The sequence below is a fragment of the Pseudomonas sp. 1912-s genome (genome assembly GCF_029269205.1).
Taxonomy (GTDB): Bacteria; Pseudomonadota; Gammaproteobacteria; order Pseudomonadales; family Pseudomonadaceae; genus Aquipseudomonas.
In genome coordinates this window covers 39,875-55,453 of sequence record NZ_JARIXR010000011.1, presented here as the reverse complement: position 1 = coordinate 55,453, position 15,579 = coordinate 39,875, and the positions used below count along the sequence as shown (strand labels likewise).

At 62.4% G+C, this 15,579-nt stretch carries 15 protein-coding genes; 10 read left to right on the top strand and 5 right to left on the bottom strand.

Going from position 1 to position 15,579, the window contains the following annotated elements; genetic code table 11:
• The first annotated feature begins 162 nt into the window (after positions 1–162).
• From P3C29_RS16125 to P3C29_RS16105, 5 genes are all read left to right on the top strand, one after another.
• Complete coding sequence (locus P3C29_RS16125; protein WP_088424722.1) at positions 163–1,230, top strand: DUF2333 family protein; 1,068 nt, start codon at positions 163–165, stop codon at positions 1,228–1,230.
• Between the two features lie 2 nt (positions 1,231–1,232).
• Entirely contained in the window at positions 1,233–1,769 is a 537-nt protein-coding gene (locus P3C29_RS16120) for an NUDIX hydrolase (RefSeq protein WP_010174041.1), read from the top strand.
• A 173-nt stretch (positions 1,770–1,942) separates the two neighbouring features.
• The gene (locus P3C29_RS16115; RefSeq protein WP_010174042.1) at positions 1,943–2,314 is read left to right on the top strand and encodes a translation initiation factor Sui1; all 372 of its coding nucleotides are present in this window, start codon (positions 1,943–1,945) and stop codon (positions 2,312–2,314) included.
• Positions 2,315–2,526: 212 nt separating this feature from the next.
• A complete protein-coding gene (gene speA / locus P3C29_RS16110; RefSeq protein WP_275964911.1) occupies positions 2,527–4,440 on the top strand; it encodes an arginine decarboxylase in 1,914 nt (637 codons plus the stop codon).
• A 101-nt stretch (positions 4,441–4,541) separates the two neighbouring features.
• On the top strand, positions 4,542–5,405 hold the full coding sequence (locus P3C29_RS16105; protein WP_275964910.1) for an alpha/beta hydrolase: 864 nt from the start codon (positions 4,542–4,544) through the stop codon (positions 5,403–5,405).
• On the opposite strand, the gene P3C29_RS16100 is transcribed toward P3C29_RS16105, so the two are convergent.
• From P3C29_RS16100 to P3C29_RS16090, 3 genes are all read right to left on the bottom strand, one after another.
• Entirely contained in the window at positions 5,389–6,735 is a 1,347-nt protein-coding gene (locus P3C29_RS16100) for an MATE family efflux transporter (RefSeq protein ID WP_169386468.1), read from the bottom strand. The genes P3C29_RS16105 and P3C29_RS16100 overlap by 17 nt on opposite strands.
• Positions 6,736–6,890: 155 nt before the next feature.
• Entirely contained in the window at positions 6,891–7,193 is a 303-nt protein-coding gene (locus P3C29_RS16095) for a hypothetical protein (protein ID WP_201126060.1), read from the bottom strand.
• 301 nt (positions 7,194–7,494) lie between these two features.
• A complete protein-coding gene (locus tag P3C29_RS16090) occupies positions 7,495–7,785 on the bottom strand; it encodes a hypothetical protein (RefSeq protein ID WP_169386467.1) in 291 nt (96 codons plus the stop codon).
• Between the two features lie 162 nt (positions 7,786–7,947).
• On the opposite strand from P3C29_RS16090, the gene P3C29_RS16085 reads away from it, so the two are divergent.
• The 5 genes from P3C29_RS16085 (at position 7,948) to P3C29_RS16065 (ending at position 12,383) form a co-directional block, all read left to right on the top strand.
• Positions 7,948–8,253 (top strand): MazG-like family protein, encoded by a 306-nt coding sequence (locus tag P3C29_RS16085; RefSeq protein WP_010174048.1) that lies wholly within the window; start codon positions 7,948–7,950, stop codon positions 8,251–8,253.
• Positions 8,250–8,999 carry a methyltransferase domain-containing protein gene (locus P3C29_RS16080; protein ID WP_010174050.1) on the top strand — a complete coding sequence of 250 codons (750 nt, stop codon included), beginning with the start codon at positions 8,250–8,252 and terminating at the stop codon, positions 8,997–8,999. The genes P3C29_RS16085 and P3C29_RS16080 overlap by 4 nt, the downstream gene beginning before the upstream one ends.
• 24 nt (positions 9,000–9,023) lie before the next feature.
• Positions 9,024–9,629, top strand: a complete 606-nt coding sequence (locus P3C29_RS16075) for a DUF4136 domain-containing protein (protein WP_010174052.1) — start codon at positions 9,024–9,026, stop codon at positions 9,627–9,629.
• 45 nt (positions 9,630–9,674) lie between these two features.
• Positions 9,675–10,232 (top strand): DUF4136 domain-containing protein, encoded by a 558-nt coding sequence (locus tag P3C29_RS16070; protein WP_010174054.1) that lies wholly within the window; start codon positions 9,675–9,677, stop codon positions 10,230–10,232.
• Positions 10,233–10,361: 129 nt separating this feature from the next.
• Positions 10,362–12,383, top strand: coding sequence for a pilus assembly protein TadG-related protein (locus P3C29_RS16065; RefSeq protein ID WP_242487126.1), 2,022 nt, complete (start codon positions 10,362–10,364; stop codon positions 12,381–12,383).
• On the opposite strand, the gene P3C29_RS16060 is transcribed toward P3C29_RS16065, so the two are convergent.
• Together P3C29_RS16060 and P3C29_RS16055 are read right to left on the bottom strand one after the other, a co-directional pair.
• The gene (locus P3C29_RS16060) at positions 12,380–15,127 is read right to left on the bottom strand and encodes a PAS domain-containing protein (RefSeq protein ID WP_275964909.1); all 2,748 of its coding nucleotides are present in this window, start codon (positions 15,125–15,127) and stop codon (positions 12,380–12,382) included. The two genes, P3C29_RS16065 and P3C29_RS16060, sit on opposite strands and share 4 nt — an antisense overlap.
• Complete coding sequence (locus P3C29_RS16055) at positions 15,124–15,564, bottom strand: TadE/TadG family type IV pilus assembly protein (RefSeq protein WP_275964908.1); 441 nt, start codon at positions 15,562–15,564, stop codon at positions 15,124–15,126. Before P3C29_RS16055 ends, P3C29_RS16060 begins: the two co-directional genes overlap by 4 nt.
• Between the last annotated feature and the right edge of the window lie 15 nt (positions 15,565–15,579).

Below are 15,579 nucleotides of genomic sequence, written 5' to 3'. Positions count from 1 at the left end.
CATTTGTCGACCCTGCAGTCGCGCGGGCGTAAAAAGCGTGCATCCTTTATAGTCGAGCCGCGCATATGCGCCACCCCCGACTAAAAGCGCCCCGATGCTCGGCACGATGGGGTAGGGTTGTGGTCGTAGCTATTGAACTCAAGTGATTGAAAGGATATCGCCATGCTGGACTGGAAAAACCGCGCAGGCAGTGCAAAGGGCCCGGCCCCCGAGACCAAGTCGGCCCCCCGCAGCTATTTCCGCAACCTGCTGATGAGCCGTGCGCTGCTCTCGCTGGTCGCGTTGTATCTGTTGGTCACCGGTGCCCTGGGTTGGTACTGGAGCGAAGAGCCTGCGTTGTTCCCGGTGCAGCAGAACGCGCAGATTGCCGCCGAGAAGGAAGGCAAGCAGATGGTGGTGGGTTTCACCACCGTCGAAACCCTCAAGACCGTAGTGGGCACCTTGCTGAACAAGCCGGGTGGCTACATTTCCAACGACCGCTTCCCGCCAGGCCTGTGGATGGACAACATGCCCAGCTGGGAATACGGCGTGCTGGTGCAGGTGCGTGACCTGACCCGTGCCCTGCGCAAAGACTTCGCCCGCTCGCAGTCGCAGTCGGCGGAAGACGCGGACCTGGCCAAGGCCGAGCCGCGCTTCAACTTCGACAACAAGAGCTGGGTGTTGCCGTCCAGTGAGTCGGAATACCAGGAAGGCATCAATTCCCTGAGCCGCTACGAAGCCCGTTTGTCTGACCCGAATCAGCGCGGCGCGCTGTTCTATGCGCGTGCCGACAACCTGAACAACTGGCTGGGTGATGTAGCGACCCGTCTGGGTTCGCTGTCGCAACGGCTGTCGGCCAGTGTGGGCCGGGTCAAGCTCAACACCGCGCTGAAAACCGAAGCGCTGGCGCCGGGTGAAGTGCCGCAAGTCGACGAAGAAGTGGTGGAAACCCCATGGATGCAGATCGACAACGTGTTCTACGAAGCCCGCGGCCAGGCCTGGGCCTTGTCCCATCTGCTGCGCGCCATTGAAGTCGACTTCGCCGACGTGCTGGCCAAGAAGAACGCCACCGTCAGCGTGCGCCAGATCATCCGTGAGCTGGAAGCTTCGCAGGAACCGGTGTGGAGCCCGATGATTCTCAACGGCAGTGGTTTTGGCATCCTGGCCAACCACTCGCTGGTCATGGCCAACTATATTTCCCGGGCCAACGCGGCAGTGATCGACTTGCGTCAGCTCCTGAACCAGGGTTGATGATGGACGCTTCCACCCGGGAGGCAGCGCACCGCGCCGCCTCCGACGCCGAACTGATTGCCTGGGTCGACGAGCAGGACAACCTGCTCGGCTCCCGGGTGCGTTCCGATTTGCGCCAGCGCGGGCTGATCGGGCGCTGCACCTTTATCTTCCTGTTCAACTCGGCCGGTGAGCTGTGTGTGCACCGGCGCACCCTGAGCAAAGCCATGTACCCGGGGTTCTGGGACACGGCGGCGGGCGGGATGGTGGCGGCCCACGAGTCCTACGCCGAGTCGGCGGCCCGGGAGCTGGAGGAGGAGCTGGGGGTCAGCGGCGTCGAACTGACCGCTCACGATCACTTCTACTTCGAAGACGGTGATAGCCGGCTCTGGTGCACGTCGTTCTCGGCTGTGTGGGACGGGCCGCTGCGGATCCAGCCGGAAGAAGTCATGGAAGCGCGCTTTCTGCCGCTGGCGACGGTGTTGCAGGAGGCCGAAGAAAAGCCTTATTGCCCGGATGCACAGGAAGGGTTGCGTCGATATTTGGCCCTGCGTCGCTAAAGTTGCATAAATTGGCGCCATTTGGCTCTTAGCAAGGGGCCTTTTTGCCGTTACACTGCGCGACTTTTCAGGCTGAACCGCTCTCGCGGTTCAGTAGCGCTGCCCCTGCCTGAGTGGGGCTTCGCGGTCGGTGACCCCACCGATCAGTCTTTGTCCTCCCAAGAGGATTGCCGGTGGCCAAAAAAGCCGCATCCTTCGCCGCCCTTGGTGGCCTGGTATTTTCCACCGACGCAGGTCGACATTGCCCGGACTGTCGCCAGCCCGTGGACTCATGCACCTGCAAAACAACCCTGATTCCCGAAGGCGACGGTATTGCCCGCGTACGTCGCGAGAGCAAGGGCCGTGGCGGCAAGACGGTGACCACCATCACCGGCGTGCCCCTGGCCGAAGATGCGCTGAAGGAGCTGGCCACCACGCTGAAAAAGCGTTGCGGCACCGGTGGCGCCCTGAAAGACGGCGTGATCGAGATCCAGGGCGACCACGTCGAGTTGCTGTTGGCCGAGCTGATCAAGCTGGGTTACAAGGCGAAGAAATCCGGCGGCTAGCAGCCTCTGTGAAAACCACCCCGATGGCCTGCTCGCTGAACGCGAACTGTCGTCTCCATGGTTTTCACAGAGCCTGTTCCTGACCGGTGTCTAAACTCTGTCCTGCAAGTGGGGTCTACCCCTCTCACAGGCAAATCGTCATTTTCATTCTTTAGACTGCGCCAGCCTCTGATCAGGCCGGTGCACTTCGACTTCATTTATAGGGGACTTCGATGTCCGTACGACGCACACGCAAAGACGATGGCAGCCAATGGACAGTTGCGGACAGCCGCAGTGTTTACGGGATTCGCCATTGGGGGGCCGGGTATTTCGCGATCAATGATGCCGGTCGCGTTGAAGTCCGTCCGAACGGCCCGAACAGCACGCCCGTCGACCTGTACGAGCAAGTAGACGAGCTGCGCAAAAGCGGCCTGTCCTTGCCGTTGCTGGTGCGCTTCCCCGACATCCTGCAAGACCGCGTACGCCAGTTGACCGGCGCCTTCGACGCGAATATCGAGCGCCTGGAATACCAGAGCAAATACACCGCGCTGTACCCGATCAAGGTGAACCAGCAGGAAGCGGTGATCGAGAACATCATCGCCACGCAGGATGTGTCCATCGGCCTGGAAGCCGGCTCCAAGCCGGAGCTGCTGGCCGTGCTGGCCCTGGCCCCGAAAGGCGGCACCATCGTCTGCAACGGTTACAAAGACCGTGAGTTCATCCGCCTCGCGCTGATAGGCCAGAAGCTGGGCCACAACGTCTTCATCGTGATCGAGAAAGAATCCGAAGTCGGCCTGGTAATCGAAGAAGCCGCCAACCTCAAGGTCAAGCCTCAGGTGGGCCTGCGGGTGCGCCTGTCGTCTTTGGCGTCGAGCAAGTGGGCAGACACCGGCGGCGAGAAATCCAAATTCGGTCTGTCGGCGGCGCAACTGCTGTCGGTGGTCGAGCGTTTCCGCGCGGCGGGCCTGGACCAGGGCATTCGCCTGCTGCACTTCCACATGGGCTCGCAGATCGCCAACCTGGCCGACTACCAGCACGGGTTCAAGGAAGCCATTCGTTACTACGGCGAACTGCGCAACCTCGGCCTGCCGGTAGACCACATCGACGTGGGCGGCGGCCTGGGCGTGGACTACGACGGTACCCACTCGCGCAACGCCAGCTCGATCAACTACGACATGGACGACTACGCCGGTGTGGTCGTGGGCATGCTCAAGGAATTCTGCGACGCGCAGAGCCTGCCGCACCCGAACATCTTTTCCGAGAGCGGCCGCTCCCTGACCGCCCACCACGCCATGCTGGTGGTGCAAGTCACCGACGTCGAGAAGCACAACGACGACGTGCCGCTGATCGAGAACAAGGAAAGCCTGCCGGAAACCGTGCAATGGCTGGTGGACCTGCTGGGACCGACCGACATTGAAATGGTCACCGAAACCTACTGGCGCGCCACCCACTACATGAGCGACGTGGCCACCCAGTACGCTGACGGCAAAATGACCCTCGCCGAAAAGGCCCTGGCCGAGCAATGCTACTTCGCCGTGTGCCGCCGCCTGCACAACTCGCTGAAAGCCCGCCAGCGCTCGCACCGCCAGGTGCTGGACGAACTCAACGACAAGCTGGCCGACAAATACATCTGCAACTTCTCGGTGTTCCAGAGCCTGCCGGACACCTGGGCCATCGGCCAGGTGCTGCCGATTCTGCCGCTGCATCGCCTCGACGAAGAACCGCTGCGCCGCGCGGTGCTGCAGGATTTGACCTGCGACTCCGACGGCAAGATCAAGCAGTACGTCGACGAGCAAAGCATCGAGACCAGCCTGCCAGTGCATGCGGTGAACGAAGGTGAGGATTACCTGCTGGGGATTTTCCTGGTGGGCGCCTACCAGGAAATCCTCGGTGACATGCACAACCTGTTCGGTGACACCGACTCGGTGAACATCTACCAGCGTGAAGACGGTTCGGTGTACAGCGCCGGGATCGAGACCCACGACACCATCGAAGACATGCTGCGCTACGTGCACTTGTCGCCGGAGGAGTTGATGACTCACTACCGTGACAAGTGCGCCAGCGCGAAGATCACCGCGGCAGAGCGGACCCAGTTCCTGGATGCGTTGCGTCTGGGGCTGACGCGCTCGTCTTACCTGTCCTCCTGATACGGGGTACGGCGCAGCTTTTTGTGGTGAGCGAGCTTGCCTCGCGCGGGGCAAGCCCGCTCACCACAAAGGCCAGGGTTTACGCAAAGAGGGGCTAGGCGATGTCGAGCAAACTTCTGCAAGTGTTCACCCTGGCAATAGCCGCGCTGCTCGCAGCCTGCTCCCCCATCAAAGTCCTCAACGCACTCACACCTTCCAGCACCTTCACCAAAACCTCCTCCATCGCCTACGGCGATGACCCCCGCCAGAAACTCGATATCTACCGTCCCGTCACTGCCTTGCCCAATGCGCCGGTGGTGGTGTTTTTCTATGGCGGCAGCTGGAACAGCGGCTCCAGGGATGACTACGGTTTCGTCGGCGAAGCCCTGGCCTCGCGTGGCATCGTGGTGGTGATCGCCGATTACCGGCTTTACCCGCAAGTGCGTTACCCACTGTTTTTGCAGGACGGCGCCCAAGCGGTTGCCTGGACGCACCAGCATATTGCCGAGTACGGCGCCGATCCCGGCAAGCTGTACGTGATGGGCCACAGTTCCGGTGCCTACAACGCTGCGATGCTGGCGCTGGACCCACAATGGTTGGCCGGGGTTGGATTGTCGCCGTCAATCTTCAAGGGCTGGATCGGCCTCGCCGGGCCGTATGATTTCCTGCCGATTGAAAACCGCGATGTGCGCCCGGTGTTCTTCTACCCGGATTCGCCACCCGATTCCCAGCCCATCAACCACGTCAGCGCAAGTGCACCACCAAGCCTGTTGATTGCGTCGGTGGACGACAACCTGGTCAACCCCAAGCGCAACACCGGCGGCCTGGCGAACAAGTTGCGGGCGGCGGGTGTGCCGGTGGAGGCGTTCTACTTCACCAAGACCAGCCACGCGACGCTGGTGGCGTCCATGGCCCGGCCGCTGCGCTGGCTGGCGCCGGTGCTGGACCGGGTGACCGCGTTTATCAAGTTCACACCGGGCCAGTAAGCCAGCGGTCTTGCTTGTTCAGGCGCCAGGCAATTGCCCATAGCGTGAGGCTGCGCAAGGCCATGAACAGCAGGAAGGTTATCCACAGCCCGTGGTTACCGAGGCCCTGCAAGGCCCAGGCGAAGGGCAGCACAATCACCACCGTCAGCAGCATGCCGTTGCGCATTTCCCGGGCGCGGGTGGCGCCGATGAACAGGCCGTCCAGCAGGTAGCTCCACACGGCAATCAATGGCAGCACGGCGAGGTAGGGCAGGTAGATATCTGCGGTTTCGCGCACGCTCGGGATGTCGGTTTGCATGGCGATAAACAGGTGGCCGAACACGGCGAACAGGATCGCGAAGCCGATGCTGGCCAGCAGCGACCAACCGCAGGCTACCACCAGCGAACGGCGCAAGGCCTGGCGGTCGTGGGCACCGATGGCGTGGCCGCACAAGGCTTCCACGGCATGGGCCAGCCCGTCCAGGGCGTGAGCCGTCAGCAGTAATCCGTTAAGCAGCAGGGCGTTTGCCGCCACCGTTGCATCGCCCAAGCGGGCGCCTTGCACCGTGATCATGAAAAACACCGATTGCAGGGCCAGGCTGCGGATGAAGATGTCGCGGTTTACCGCCAGCAGCGGGCGCCAGCTTTGCCACAGCTTGAGGGCGGCCCAGGCGATATGGCCGGGGTAGGCGCGCAGGGCTTTTTGGGTGAGGGCAAGGCCGAGGAGGGCGCCGGTCCATTCGGCGATCACCGAGGCGCGAGCCGAGCCGACCACGCCCCAATCCAGACCCAGGACGAACCACAGGTTAAGGGCGATATTGACGAGGTTGGTGGTGAGCAGAATCGCCAGCGGCGCGCGGGCGTTCTGGGTACCGAGGAACCAGCCGACCAGGGCGTAGCTGGCCAGGGCCGCGGGCAGGCCGAAGAGGCGGGTGTGGAAGAATTCCCGGGTCAGTTGGTTCAGCTCGGGCGAGGGCTGCATCCAGTCCAGCACCAGGCCGCTTAACGGAATGCCGATGCTGCCGAGCAACATCGCCAGGCCCAGCGCCAGCAGCAGCCCCTGCAACAGAATCTGCCTCAGCGCCGCACCATCACCGCGCCCGGCGGCTTGGGCGGCAAAGCCGGTGGAGCCCATGCGCAAAAAGCCCATGGCCCAGGCCAGGAAGGTGTACAGGCTGGCCCCCACGGCCACGGCGCCGAGTTGATGGGCGTGTGGCAGGTGGCCGATGACCATGCTGTCCACCAGCGCCACCAGCGGCACGGAGATGTTCGACAAAATCATCGGCGCGGCGAGGGCCCACACGCGGCGATGGGTGGGGCGGTCGCGCCAGTCGGTCAGCAGGGAAGTCATGCGGGCTCCTTTGGGGAGCGGTAGTGTAACTGGCTGTACGCATATCTGTTGCCTGGGCGATCGCTATCGCGGGCAAGCCCGGCTCCCACACTTGGAATGCATTCCCCTGTGGGAGCTGGCTTGCCTGCGATAGCTGACGGCCAGGCAATGAAGGCTTAAGTCTTACGCGGATGCAGGCATTCGATGGAGCGGTCGACGGTGGTCTTGGCAATTTCCAGCAAGTGCCAGACCGCCAGGATCTTCGCTCGCTGCGGGCTTTCCAGCAGCTCGCCGCAATCGAGCGCAGTGGCCGAGGCGCTGCTCAGCAGGCTGGCGGTGTAGAGCAGGGAGTCTTCGAAGCTCAGGTCTTCGTTGATGGTGTGGAAGCCCTGGGACGGCAGGTAGTGTTCGAGGGCGCGGTTGAAGGCGGCGCGGTCTTTGAGGAGGTCGCTGGGTGGATCGGGGACAAGCTTATTCATCGTGTAGCTCCTGTCTGCAGAAGGAGCCGGCCCTGTCGCGACTAAACGAAGGGTGGCGGCTATACGCAGGTTAGTCGACCGGTCAGACAGGAAAACTCCGGCGCACCCGAAGGTGCCCTGCGCACAGCCACCATAAAACCTCATGGGAGACATGCGCCTGTCTGAACTCGGGCGACTAAACCCGATCACTGATATGCAGTGAAGGGCCGAAGACTAGCCACCCATCCCAGCAGGCACAAGGCCGAAAGATTGTCTCGGAAACGTCCCTCAAGTTAAAGGGATTTACCCTGCTGGCCCTTTATTAATGCACCACCCAGCTGAGCACCCAGAGCCCGAGCATCAGCCAGATAATCCCCATGATGATCGAGGCCCGCATAAACGCGCGCACCGCCGAGTACAGCAGCATCAACCCGATAATCAGCATGAGGATGCTGATGATTGAGGTGTCCATCCCTAAGGATTTGGCCAGCCCGTCGACAAAGTCGCCGCCCGCGTGGGACAGGGTGTTGAACAGCCCGCTGAACAACTCGACGATGAAGTGGATGATCTGGCCGATTTTTAGGCCCAGCCATCCGAAAAAGTCTGTTTGCATGTGTGTGTCCTGATAAGACGGTGGGCGTAGCTGCCGAACCTGAGCCTTTGGTCGTTATTGGCCCAAGCTAGTTCCCTTCTAGCATAGAGGTTTACGGGCCGCAGGGATTCACTTGCCTTCGCGCGGCTTGCGCCCGAAGCTATACACCTTCAGGAGCCCCCCATGAACCTCGAACACCTCACCGAACGCCTGCACCGCATCCGCGATACCAATGACTGGAAGCAGTTCCACAGCCCCAAGAACCTGGCGATGGCCGCCAGCGTTGAAATGGCCGAGCTGGTGGAGATTTTCCAGTGGCTGAGCGAAGACCAGTCGCGCCAGTTGCCCGCCGACAAACTCGCCCACGCAGGCCAGGAAGTCGGTGACATCGTGCTGTATCTGCTGCTGTTGTGCAGCGAGTTGGGGTTGGACATGGATCAAGTGGTTCGCGCCAAACTGGCCGACAGCGAACGGCGGTTTGCCAAATGAGCGACCGTCATTTCGACCAGTTGGCCACCCGTTTCGCCGAGAAGATCTACGGCGGTGCCAAGGGCGCGATTCGCCTGGCCGTGCTGCAAGCCGACCTGATTGAGGCGCTGCCGGACCGCCCGCTGCGGGTGCTGGATATCGGCGCGGGCCTGGGCCATATGTCGTTGTGGCTGGCCGAGCGCGGCCATGACGTGACCCTGGCCGAACCCGCCGAGCCGATGCTTGAAGGCGCCCGCCAGCGTTTCGCTGAAGCCGGGCAGACGGCGACCTTCATTCAAGCGCCCTGGCAGGACTTGCTCGGCCAACTCACCCAGCCCTACGACCTGGTGCTGTGCCACGCCGTACTGGAATGGCTGGCCGAGCCCCACGCAATCCTGCCGGTGCTGCACCAGTTGACCGCGCCCGGCGGCTGGCTGTCTCTGGCCTTTTACAACCGGGACGCCTTGATTTACCGCAACCTGCTCAAAGGCCACTTCCGCAAAATGCGCAAGAACGACATGGCCGGTGAAAAACAGAGCCTCACGCCGCAACAACCCCTCGACCCACGGGAGTTGGCGACGCAACTAGAGGGCCTGTGGCAGGTCGAAACCCAGAGTGGCGTGCGGGTGTTCCACGACTATATGCCGGTGGAATTCCAGGCCCGCGCCGAGTTGCAGGATTTGTTGGAGATGGAGCTCGCACACCGTCGTCACCCAAGCTTTGCCGGACTTGGGCGTTATTTGCACTGGATCTGCCGTCCGGTTTAAGCGGCCCAGTCTGCGGAGGTCGAAATGAAGCGCTGTCTTGGACTGATCCTGCTGGGCCTGGGCCTGGCGGGTTGCCAAAGCCCCAACCCGTATGTGGCGGCATCTGCCCCGATGCCGCCGGCGCCTGCCCAGGCGGCCAACACCTTTGACGCCAGCGCTTACCCGGCGCCGGTGCGCGACTATGGCGCCTACCGCAGTTGGGCCTGGCTCAACAATCAACTGCCGGCGGGCTCGGCCTGGGCCGATTCGGCGCAGATTGCCGAGGCCGTCAGCGGCGCCCTCGACCAGCGAGGCCTGCGCCCCTTGCATGACAACCGCGCCCCCGACCTGTTGGTGAGCGCCGATGTGCGCCTGGAAAAACGCCTGCGCCAGGTCCAGGACGATTATGGCTACGGTTACGGCGGCTATAACCGCTACGGCAACGGTTACGGCATGTACAACACGGTGCCGGTGGTACGCACCTATGAGGTGACGGTGGCCGTGGCGCGCATCAGCCTGTTCGATGCCCGCACCCGTCAGCCGGTGTGGAGCACCAGCGCTGAAACCGCAAGCCAGGGCAGCCTCGGCGAGCGCGCCGATGCGTTGCGTGAGGCGATGCAGAAAGCAATGACCGCTTATCCTCCCAGTTAGCAGCTATTCTCATTTCAGGCTCAGTTCGTCTTTTGGAGAAAAACCATGCTTCGTCGTATCGCTGCACTTGCTGTTGTTGTGTTGCTGAGCGGTTGCCAGAGCAGCCAGGTCAACCACGATTTTGACGCCAGCCGGGACTTTGGCGCGTACCGCAGCTGGAGCTGGAAAGAGCCTGCGTTGCAATACCGTCCGGATGACCCGCGGATCAAGAGTGACCTCACCGAACAGCGCATCCGCCAGGCCGTGGGCGAACAACTTGACCAGCGTGGCTTGCGCCCTGCGGCGCCGGGCACCAAGGCTGACCTGAATGTGCAGACTTACCTGATCGTTGAGGACCGCCAGCAACAAGTCACCACCAATTACGGCGGCGCCTGGGGCGGGCCGTGGAATGGTTACTGGGGCGCGCCGATGTACAACGAAACCCGCAACATCACCTACAAGGTCGCGACCATCCAGATCGATTTGCTCGACGGCAAGGACGGCAAGCTGGTGTGGCGTGGCAGCGATGAGCAAATGCTCGCCAGTTCCCCCGAGCCACAGGACCGCAGCGCCGCTATTCGCGCGACGGTGACCAAGGTGCTTTCCAACTACCCGCCACACTGATTCTGTAATCAGCACCCCGCCAGTCGCCGAGGTATGGCGACTGGCCGGCAGCCCCCGCTGCGGTTGTCTACACTCCCAAGCAACACAGGAGAGTAAGCGCTCGGCAGTGTGCCGGCAAAGGAGTGCTCGATGTCTCTTCGACCTCGTTCCGGCCGCCTGGCCGGGTACGCAAGGCAGCGTGGTGCCATTGGCTTGATAGCGGCCGTGACCTTGGGCACGGCCTTGGTGTTCCTGTTGCTGGTGATCGACAGCAGTCGTCTGTACGTGGAAAAGCGCAAATTGCAGTCCATCGCCGACATGGCGGCACTGGAAGCGGTGCAGCGCAAGGGTGATTGCCTGCCCGCCACCAACACTGCGCCCACCTATGCCGGTGCCAGTGCAGTGCGCAACGGTTATGTCATCCCGCCGGGAAGCGCCCTGATAGTGAAGTGCGGAGTACTGGCAACCGGGGCCACCAACCAGCGAGTGTTCTCCGCAGACTCGACCAAGACCGATGCCATCCAGGTGATAGCCTCGCGACCGGTAATGACCAGTGTTGCCGGGGGCCTCTGGGCAATGGCCAATGGTGGCGGCTACAACTTGAACACCCAACTGTCTGCCGTCGCCGTGGCGGCGCCGAAGATCCTGCCGCCTCAAGCACAACTGACGATCAAATCAACACTGGTCACCGTGGACTCGACCAAGTCGGCCGCGTTGAACCTGTTGTTCGGCCAACTGTTGGGCGGCTCATTGAACCTGAGCGTGGCTGGCTGGCAAGGCTTGGTAGACACCAATATCAACCTGCTCAGCTACCTCAACCAGTTGGCGTTGAACGTGGGGGTGACGGCGGGTGCCTACGATCAACTGTTGACCAAGAACCTCAAGATCAGCCAACTGCTCGATGCGGCGATTACGGTGCTCAATGCCGGAGGCAGTACGGCCAGCGTGGCGGTCAGTGGCCTCACCAGTATCAACGCGATAATCGGCAATCTTGATGTCACCTTGGGCAGCCTGTTGCAGCTGCAAACGGGGGCGGTGTCGGCGGGGCTGAATACCAGTTTGAATGTGTTCCAGCTGGCCGAAGCTTTTGTGCAATTGGCCAATACCAAGAACGGGGTGGTGGCGACTATCCCGGTAAATATCCCGGGACTGGTGAATGCGGGCGTGCAGGTAAAGGTGATTCAGCCACCGCAGTTGTCAGCGATCGGTGACCCTACCTATGCCAAAGATAAAACCCCGGCGACGCGAATATATGTAAGAACGGCTCAAATGAGCGTCGGCCTGACTCTGGGCTTGCCGGTGCTGGACTTGCCGGTGGTGGACGTCGCCTTGAACGGCTTGGTCGGGCCACTTTCAGACGTGTTGAACAACCTGTTGAGCTTGAACTTGGGAGGGACCATCAATTCGGTGCTGTGCCTGCTGGGCGGCTATTGCCAGATGACGAACCTGCAGGTGCTGTCGTCTTCCTCAAATCCGCCAGCGGCCAGAATAGATGTGGTGCTTCAGCTGGGCTCGGCGGAGAGCTACGTCACCGGGTTTACGTGTGTGAGCGACGCGACCAAGACCCTGACCACTCAAACCAACGCCTCGATCGTTACCGTACAAGTTGGCCAGAGTCCGCAGCTGATCAACGCGTTTAACAGCAACACCACGCTCAATCCGATTCCGCCTTTACCAGTGGTGGATATCGGGGCCATTACCTGTTTCAGACCCTTGCTGGGGCTCGGCCCGACGACGTGCGACCCCGCGACCCGCAAGCCTTTTTACGGTGGTGGTATTGGCCTCAGCATCAATAGTTCGGTGGGCGCTGCGACGAGTGCTATGCCTCCCTACACGTACCTCCAACCACCGGAAATCAACCAGCCTCCGCAGTATTACGCGTCATCGACAACCAGTCTTCTCAGCGCGATCAGCAACGCGTTAACGGGGATTCAGTTCCAGGTCTACAAGCCGACGGGGTTCAATCTGCTGGGAGGATTACTGGCGACGACAGGTACGCTGCTCAACGGGCTCAACAGTTCCCTGGGCACGATTATCGGCGGAGTGCTCAGCCCGATCCTCGATCCATTGGTGAACACCTTGCTGTCGAACCTTGGGGTGAACCTGAATGCGGTGGAAGTGGGGGCCAACCTCAGTTGCCGGCCCCACGGGCAAGCGGCGCTGGTGAACTAGGCTTCGACCACCGGCAACTCCACACAAAACTTCGCCCCGTGCTCACTGTTGGCGACGCTCAACCGGCCGCCCATGTTTTCGACAATGCCATAGCTCACCGACAACCCCAGGCCGGTGCCCACGCCAATGGGCTTGGTGGTGAAGAACGGCTCGAATATCCGCTCCAGCAGGCGTGGGTCGATCCCGCCGCCGTTGTCCTCCACCCAGATGCGTACATGGCGGCTGTCGTGCTCGATCTGCACCGAGATCCACGGTTGCAAATCGCGGTCGTGCTCGCGCTTGCTCAGCAGGGCGTCGCGGGCGTTGACCATCAAGTTGATCAGCACCTGCTCCAATTGGTCGACATAGCCTTTGACCTGCACCGCAACGTCCGCCTGCGTCACGCGCAGGTCCACGCCTTTGCCGCGCATGCCTTCACTGAGCAACGACAGTGTGCCTTCCACCGCCTGCGCCGGGTTGAAGGGTTGCTGTTCGACTTCCGAGCGGCGGCCAAACACGCGCATATGGTCGACTACCCGGGCCGCCCGCTGAACCTGGGCGTCGATGCGCTGGAGTTTTTCCGTCAAGTAGTCGATCTGCGCATCGCCGTTGCTCAAGCGCTTGAGCACGTTGACGATGGCCATGCGCATCACGTTCAGCGGCTGGTTGATCTCGTGGGCCAGGCCGGTGGCCATTTCGCCGAGGGTGGCCATTTTCGCGCTCTGGGTCAGTTGCTGCTGGGAGCGGCGCACTTCGGTGTTGTCCCGGCCCACGGCCTGCACTTCCTGCAACTGGCCCTCTTCGTCGAATACGCCGCGGTCCGACCATACCCACCAGGCGTGTGTACGCCCCGGCAGTTGCAGGCTGATTTCGGCGGTGCTCACGGGGAACTCCGGGGTCAACTGCCGGATGCGCTGCACAAAGGCCTCGCGCTGTTCTTCGGACAGCCACTGGCTGAGGTTCATGCCCGGCAGTTGCTCGGGCAGGCACTCCATGTAATTGGCCAGGGGGGTATTGCCGAAGGTCAGGGTCAGGTCCGGGCGGTAGCGGCAGATCATGGCGGGGGAGTCTTCCACCAGGATCCGGTAGCGCTCCTCGCTCTCCTTGACCCGTTGCGCTGCCAGGGTTGCCTCGGTGACATCCAGCCACAGGCCCACGGCCTCCACGGGCAACCCCAGGTCGTCGCGCAGCAGCCGGGCTTCATCCAGCAGCCAGTGGTAATCGCCCTGCTGATCGCGCACCCGGTAGCGGCAGCTCACGTGGCCTTCGCGCAGCAGTTGGCGGGTACGGTCGAAGTAGAGGTCGCGGTCGTCGGGGTGAATCCATTCGTTCAGCGCCGCCGGGGTGAAGTCGGCCAGGCTGCGGCCCAGCAGCGGCAGCAGGCTGTCACTGAAGAACACCGGTTGCAGCGTGCCCTCGACGTAGCGCTGCACGTAGATCACGGCCGGGGAACTGGCGATCAGGTTATCCAGGCGGGCGTGGGCGGCGGCGGCCTGTTGTTGCTGGTTTTTGATGTCGCTGATGTCGAGCATGAAACCCACCAGCCGACGCTGCTCGCCCGCCCCCAGCGCTTGCCCTTGCACGCGGTACCAGATGGGGTTTTGCGCCGGGTCGCTGCGTTGCAGGCGAACGCTGGTGGAGAGTGGCTTGCCCAGGTGCTTGAGGTCTTGCAGGCGGCTGGCGAGTTCTTCGCGGTCGGCAGGGTGAATCAGGTTGAGCCACATCGGCAGCGACAGCCGTGTGGTGGTCTCACCCTGGCTGAGGGTGTGCAGCAACTGCGGGGCGAGTTCAATGTCCTCACTGTGGGGAGGCAGCTCCCACCAGCCGGTACCGAGCAGGCCCTGCAGCGCGTCGACGCGATCCAGCTGCTGCTGATGGCGCTGTTCGCGCAGGCGGCTGAGCAACGGCATGGCGAGGGCGGCGGTCAGTTGCAACCAGTCACGGTCGCTGGTGTGTTCCTGGCGGCTATAGAAACCGCACAGCAGCCATGCGCCTACGCCGTTGCCGTCCCGGTAAGGCACCAGAAAACCATCGGCATTGCCAAACAGGCCTTGCAGGCGCGGGTGGTCGCTGTGGCCACGGTGCACCTCCAGGCTCATCGGCGCCGTACCGCCCAGGCTGTCGAGACTGGAGCCCAAGGCCTGGCCGTTGCTCCAGAGCGCCGGAGCGTCGTGGGCGGTGTAGCAGCCCTGGATGCGCCATTCCTGGCCCTGCTCATCCAGCAAGGCGATCGCGACGCAGGGGATACGCCAGTGCTGGGAAAGGCTCTGGAGTGTGTCGTGCAGTACCTCGGGCAGGCGCGTCAGGCTGCATACCCGCAGTTGCTCGCTGATCTGATCGCTCACGCGCTGCTGGTGTTCGCGCACCTGAGTGAGTTGGCGCTGGGCAATCAGGTCGCCAATGTCCAGCAGTTGCAGCAGCCAACCTTTGCCGTCGGGCTGAACCCAGCCGCGGGTATGCAGGGTTTGCCCGGCAAGCCCCTTGAAGTCCAGGTCCAGGCTTTGCCCTTGCCAGTCGCCGGGCGCGCCTTCGATCGCCAGGCTGCTCATCGGCGTGAGGTAGTCGAGCAGCGGTGTTGGCTGTGGCTGTTGTGCGGCGGGCTGTTCCAGCCGGTGACGCAGCGAGCCACGGACGTCCACCACCCGACCCTGAGCATCCAGGTAGAACAGCAACGCGGCGCTGCCTGGCATCGCTGTCGGCGCGTCGGTGGCCAGGTGATTGCTGCGTCCGAGCAGGCGGCCGAACAGTTTGTCCCCTGAGGTCAAAACTGCATGCTCGATTGGGCGGAAAGCGTGGGAGGCAGCGCGGGGACGGTACCAAAGCCCGGCAACACCAGGAACGGCAACACACTTTGGAGGCTGGACGTCGGGTAGTTGATGTTCACCGTCAACAGCCCCGCCGGGGTGTAGGTTGCCGTGACGTACGTGGGAAGGAATTTGAACTGGGGAGGGAGCCAAGACAGTTGCGCCTGGGCTGCCGCGACGGCCTGGTTGGGCAGGGCCGTTGGGTAGTTTGCCGTGGCTGGGTCCAGCGCGACGCTACGCCTTACGCCTTCGGCGGCGGCCTGGGTAAAGGACTGCATCAGCAGCAACGGCAGGCTATAGCTGACCAAGCCATAAAATACGGCAAAAAAAATCATGAAGACCATCGCGAACTCCAGCGCGGCGGCACCTTTTTGCTTTCTAGGGAGGCCTTTTTTCATGACTCGTCTACCCTG

Bases quoted from the DNA above. Each gene is read 5' to 3' on its own strand.
- P3C29_RS16095 (WP_201126060.1), bottom strand. From the start codon at position 7,193: ATGAATAAGCTTGTCCCCGATCCACCCAGCGACCTCCTCAAAGACCGC.
- P3C29_RS16125 (WP_088424722.1), top strand. From the start codon at position 163: ATGCTGGACTGGAAAAACCGCGCAGGCAGTGCAAAGGGCCCGGCCCCC.
- P3C29_RS16090 (WP_169386467.1), bottom strand. From the start codon at position 7,785: ATGCAAACAGACTTTTTCGGATGGCTGGGCCTAAAAATCGGCCAGATC.
- P3C29_RS16085 (WP_010174048.1), top strand. From the start codon at position 7,948: ATGAACCTCGAACACCTCACCGAACGCCTGCACCGCATCCGCGATACC.
- P3C29_RS16120 (WP_010174041.1), top strand. From the start codon at position 1,233: ATGGACGCTTCCACCCGGGAGGCAGCGCACCGCGCCGCCTCCGACGCC.
- P3C29_RS16065 (WP_242487126.1), top strand. From the start codon at position 10,362: ATGTCTCTTCGACCTCGTTCCGGCCGCCTGGCCGGGTACGCAAGGCAG.
- P3C29_RS16105 (WP_275964910.1), top strand. From the start codon at position 4,542: ATGTCGAGCAAACTTCTGCAAGTGTTCACCCTGGCAATAGCCGCGCTG.
- P3C29_RS16055 (WP_275964908.1), bottom strand. From the start codon at position 15,564: ATGAAAAAAGGCCTCCCTAGAAAGCAAAAAGGTGCCGCCGCGCTGGAG.
- speA (WP_275964911.1), top strand. From the start codon at position 2,527: ATGTCCGTACGACGCACACGCAAAGACGATGGCAGCCAATGGACAGTT.
- P3C29_RS16075 (WP_010174052.1), top strand. From the start codon at position 9,024: ATGAAGCGCTGTCTTGGACTGATCCTGCTGGGCCTGGGCCTGGCGGGT.
- P3C29_RS16080 (WP_010174050.1), top strand. From the start codon at position 8,250: ATGAGCGACCGTCATTTCGACCAGTTGGCCACCCGTTTCGCCGAGAAG.
- P3C29_RS16070 (WP_010174054.1), top strand. From the start codon at position 9,675: ATGCTTCGTCGTATCGCTGCACTTGCTGTTGTTGTGTTGCTGAGCGGT.
- P3C29_RS16100 (WP_169386468.1), bottom strand. From the start codon at position 6,735: ATGACTTCCCTGCTGACCGACTGGCGCGACCGCCCCACCCATCGCCGC.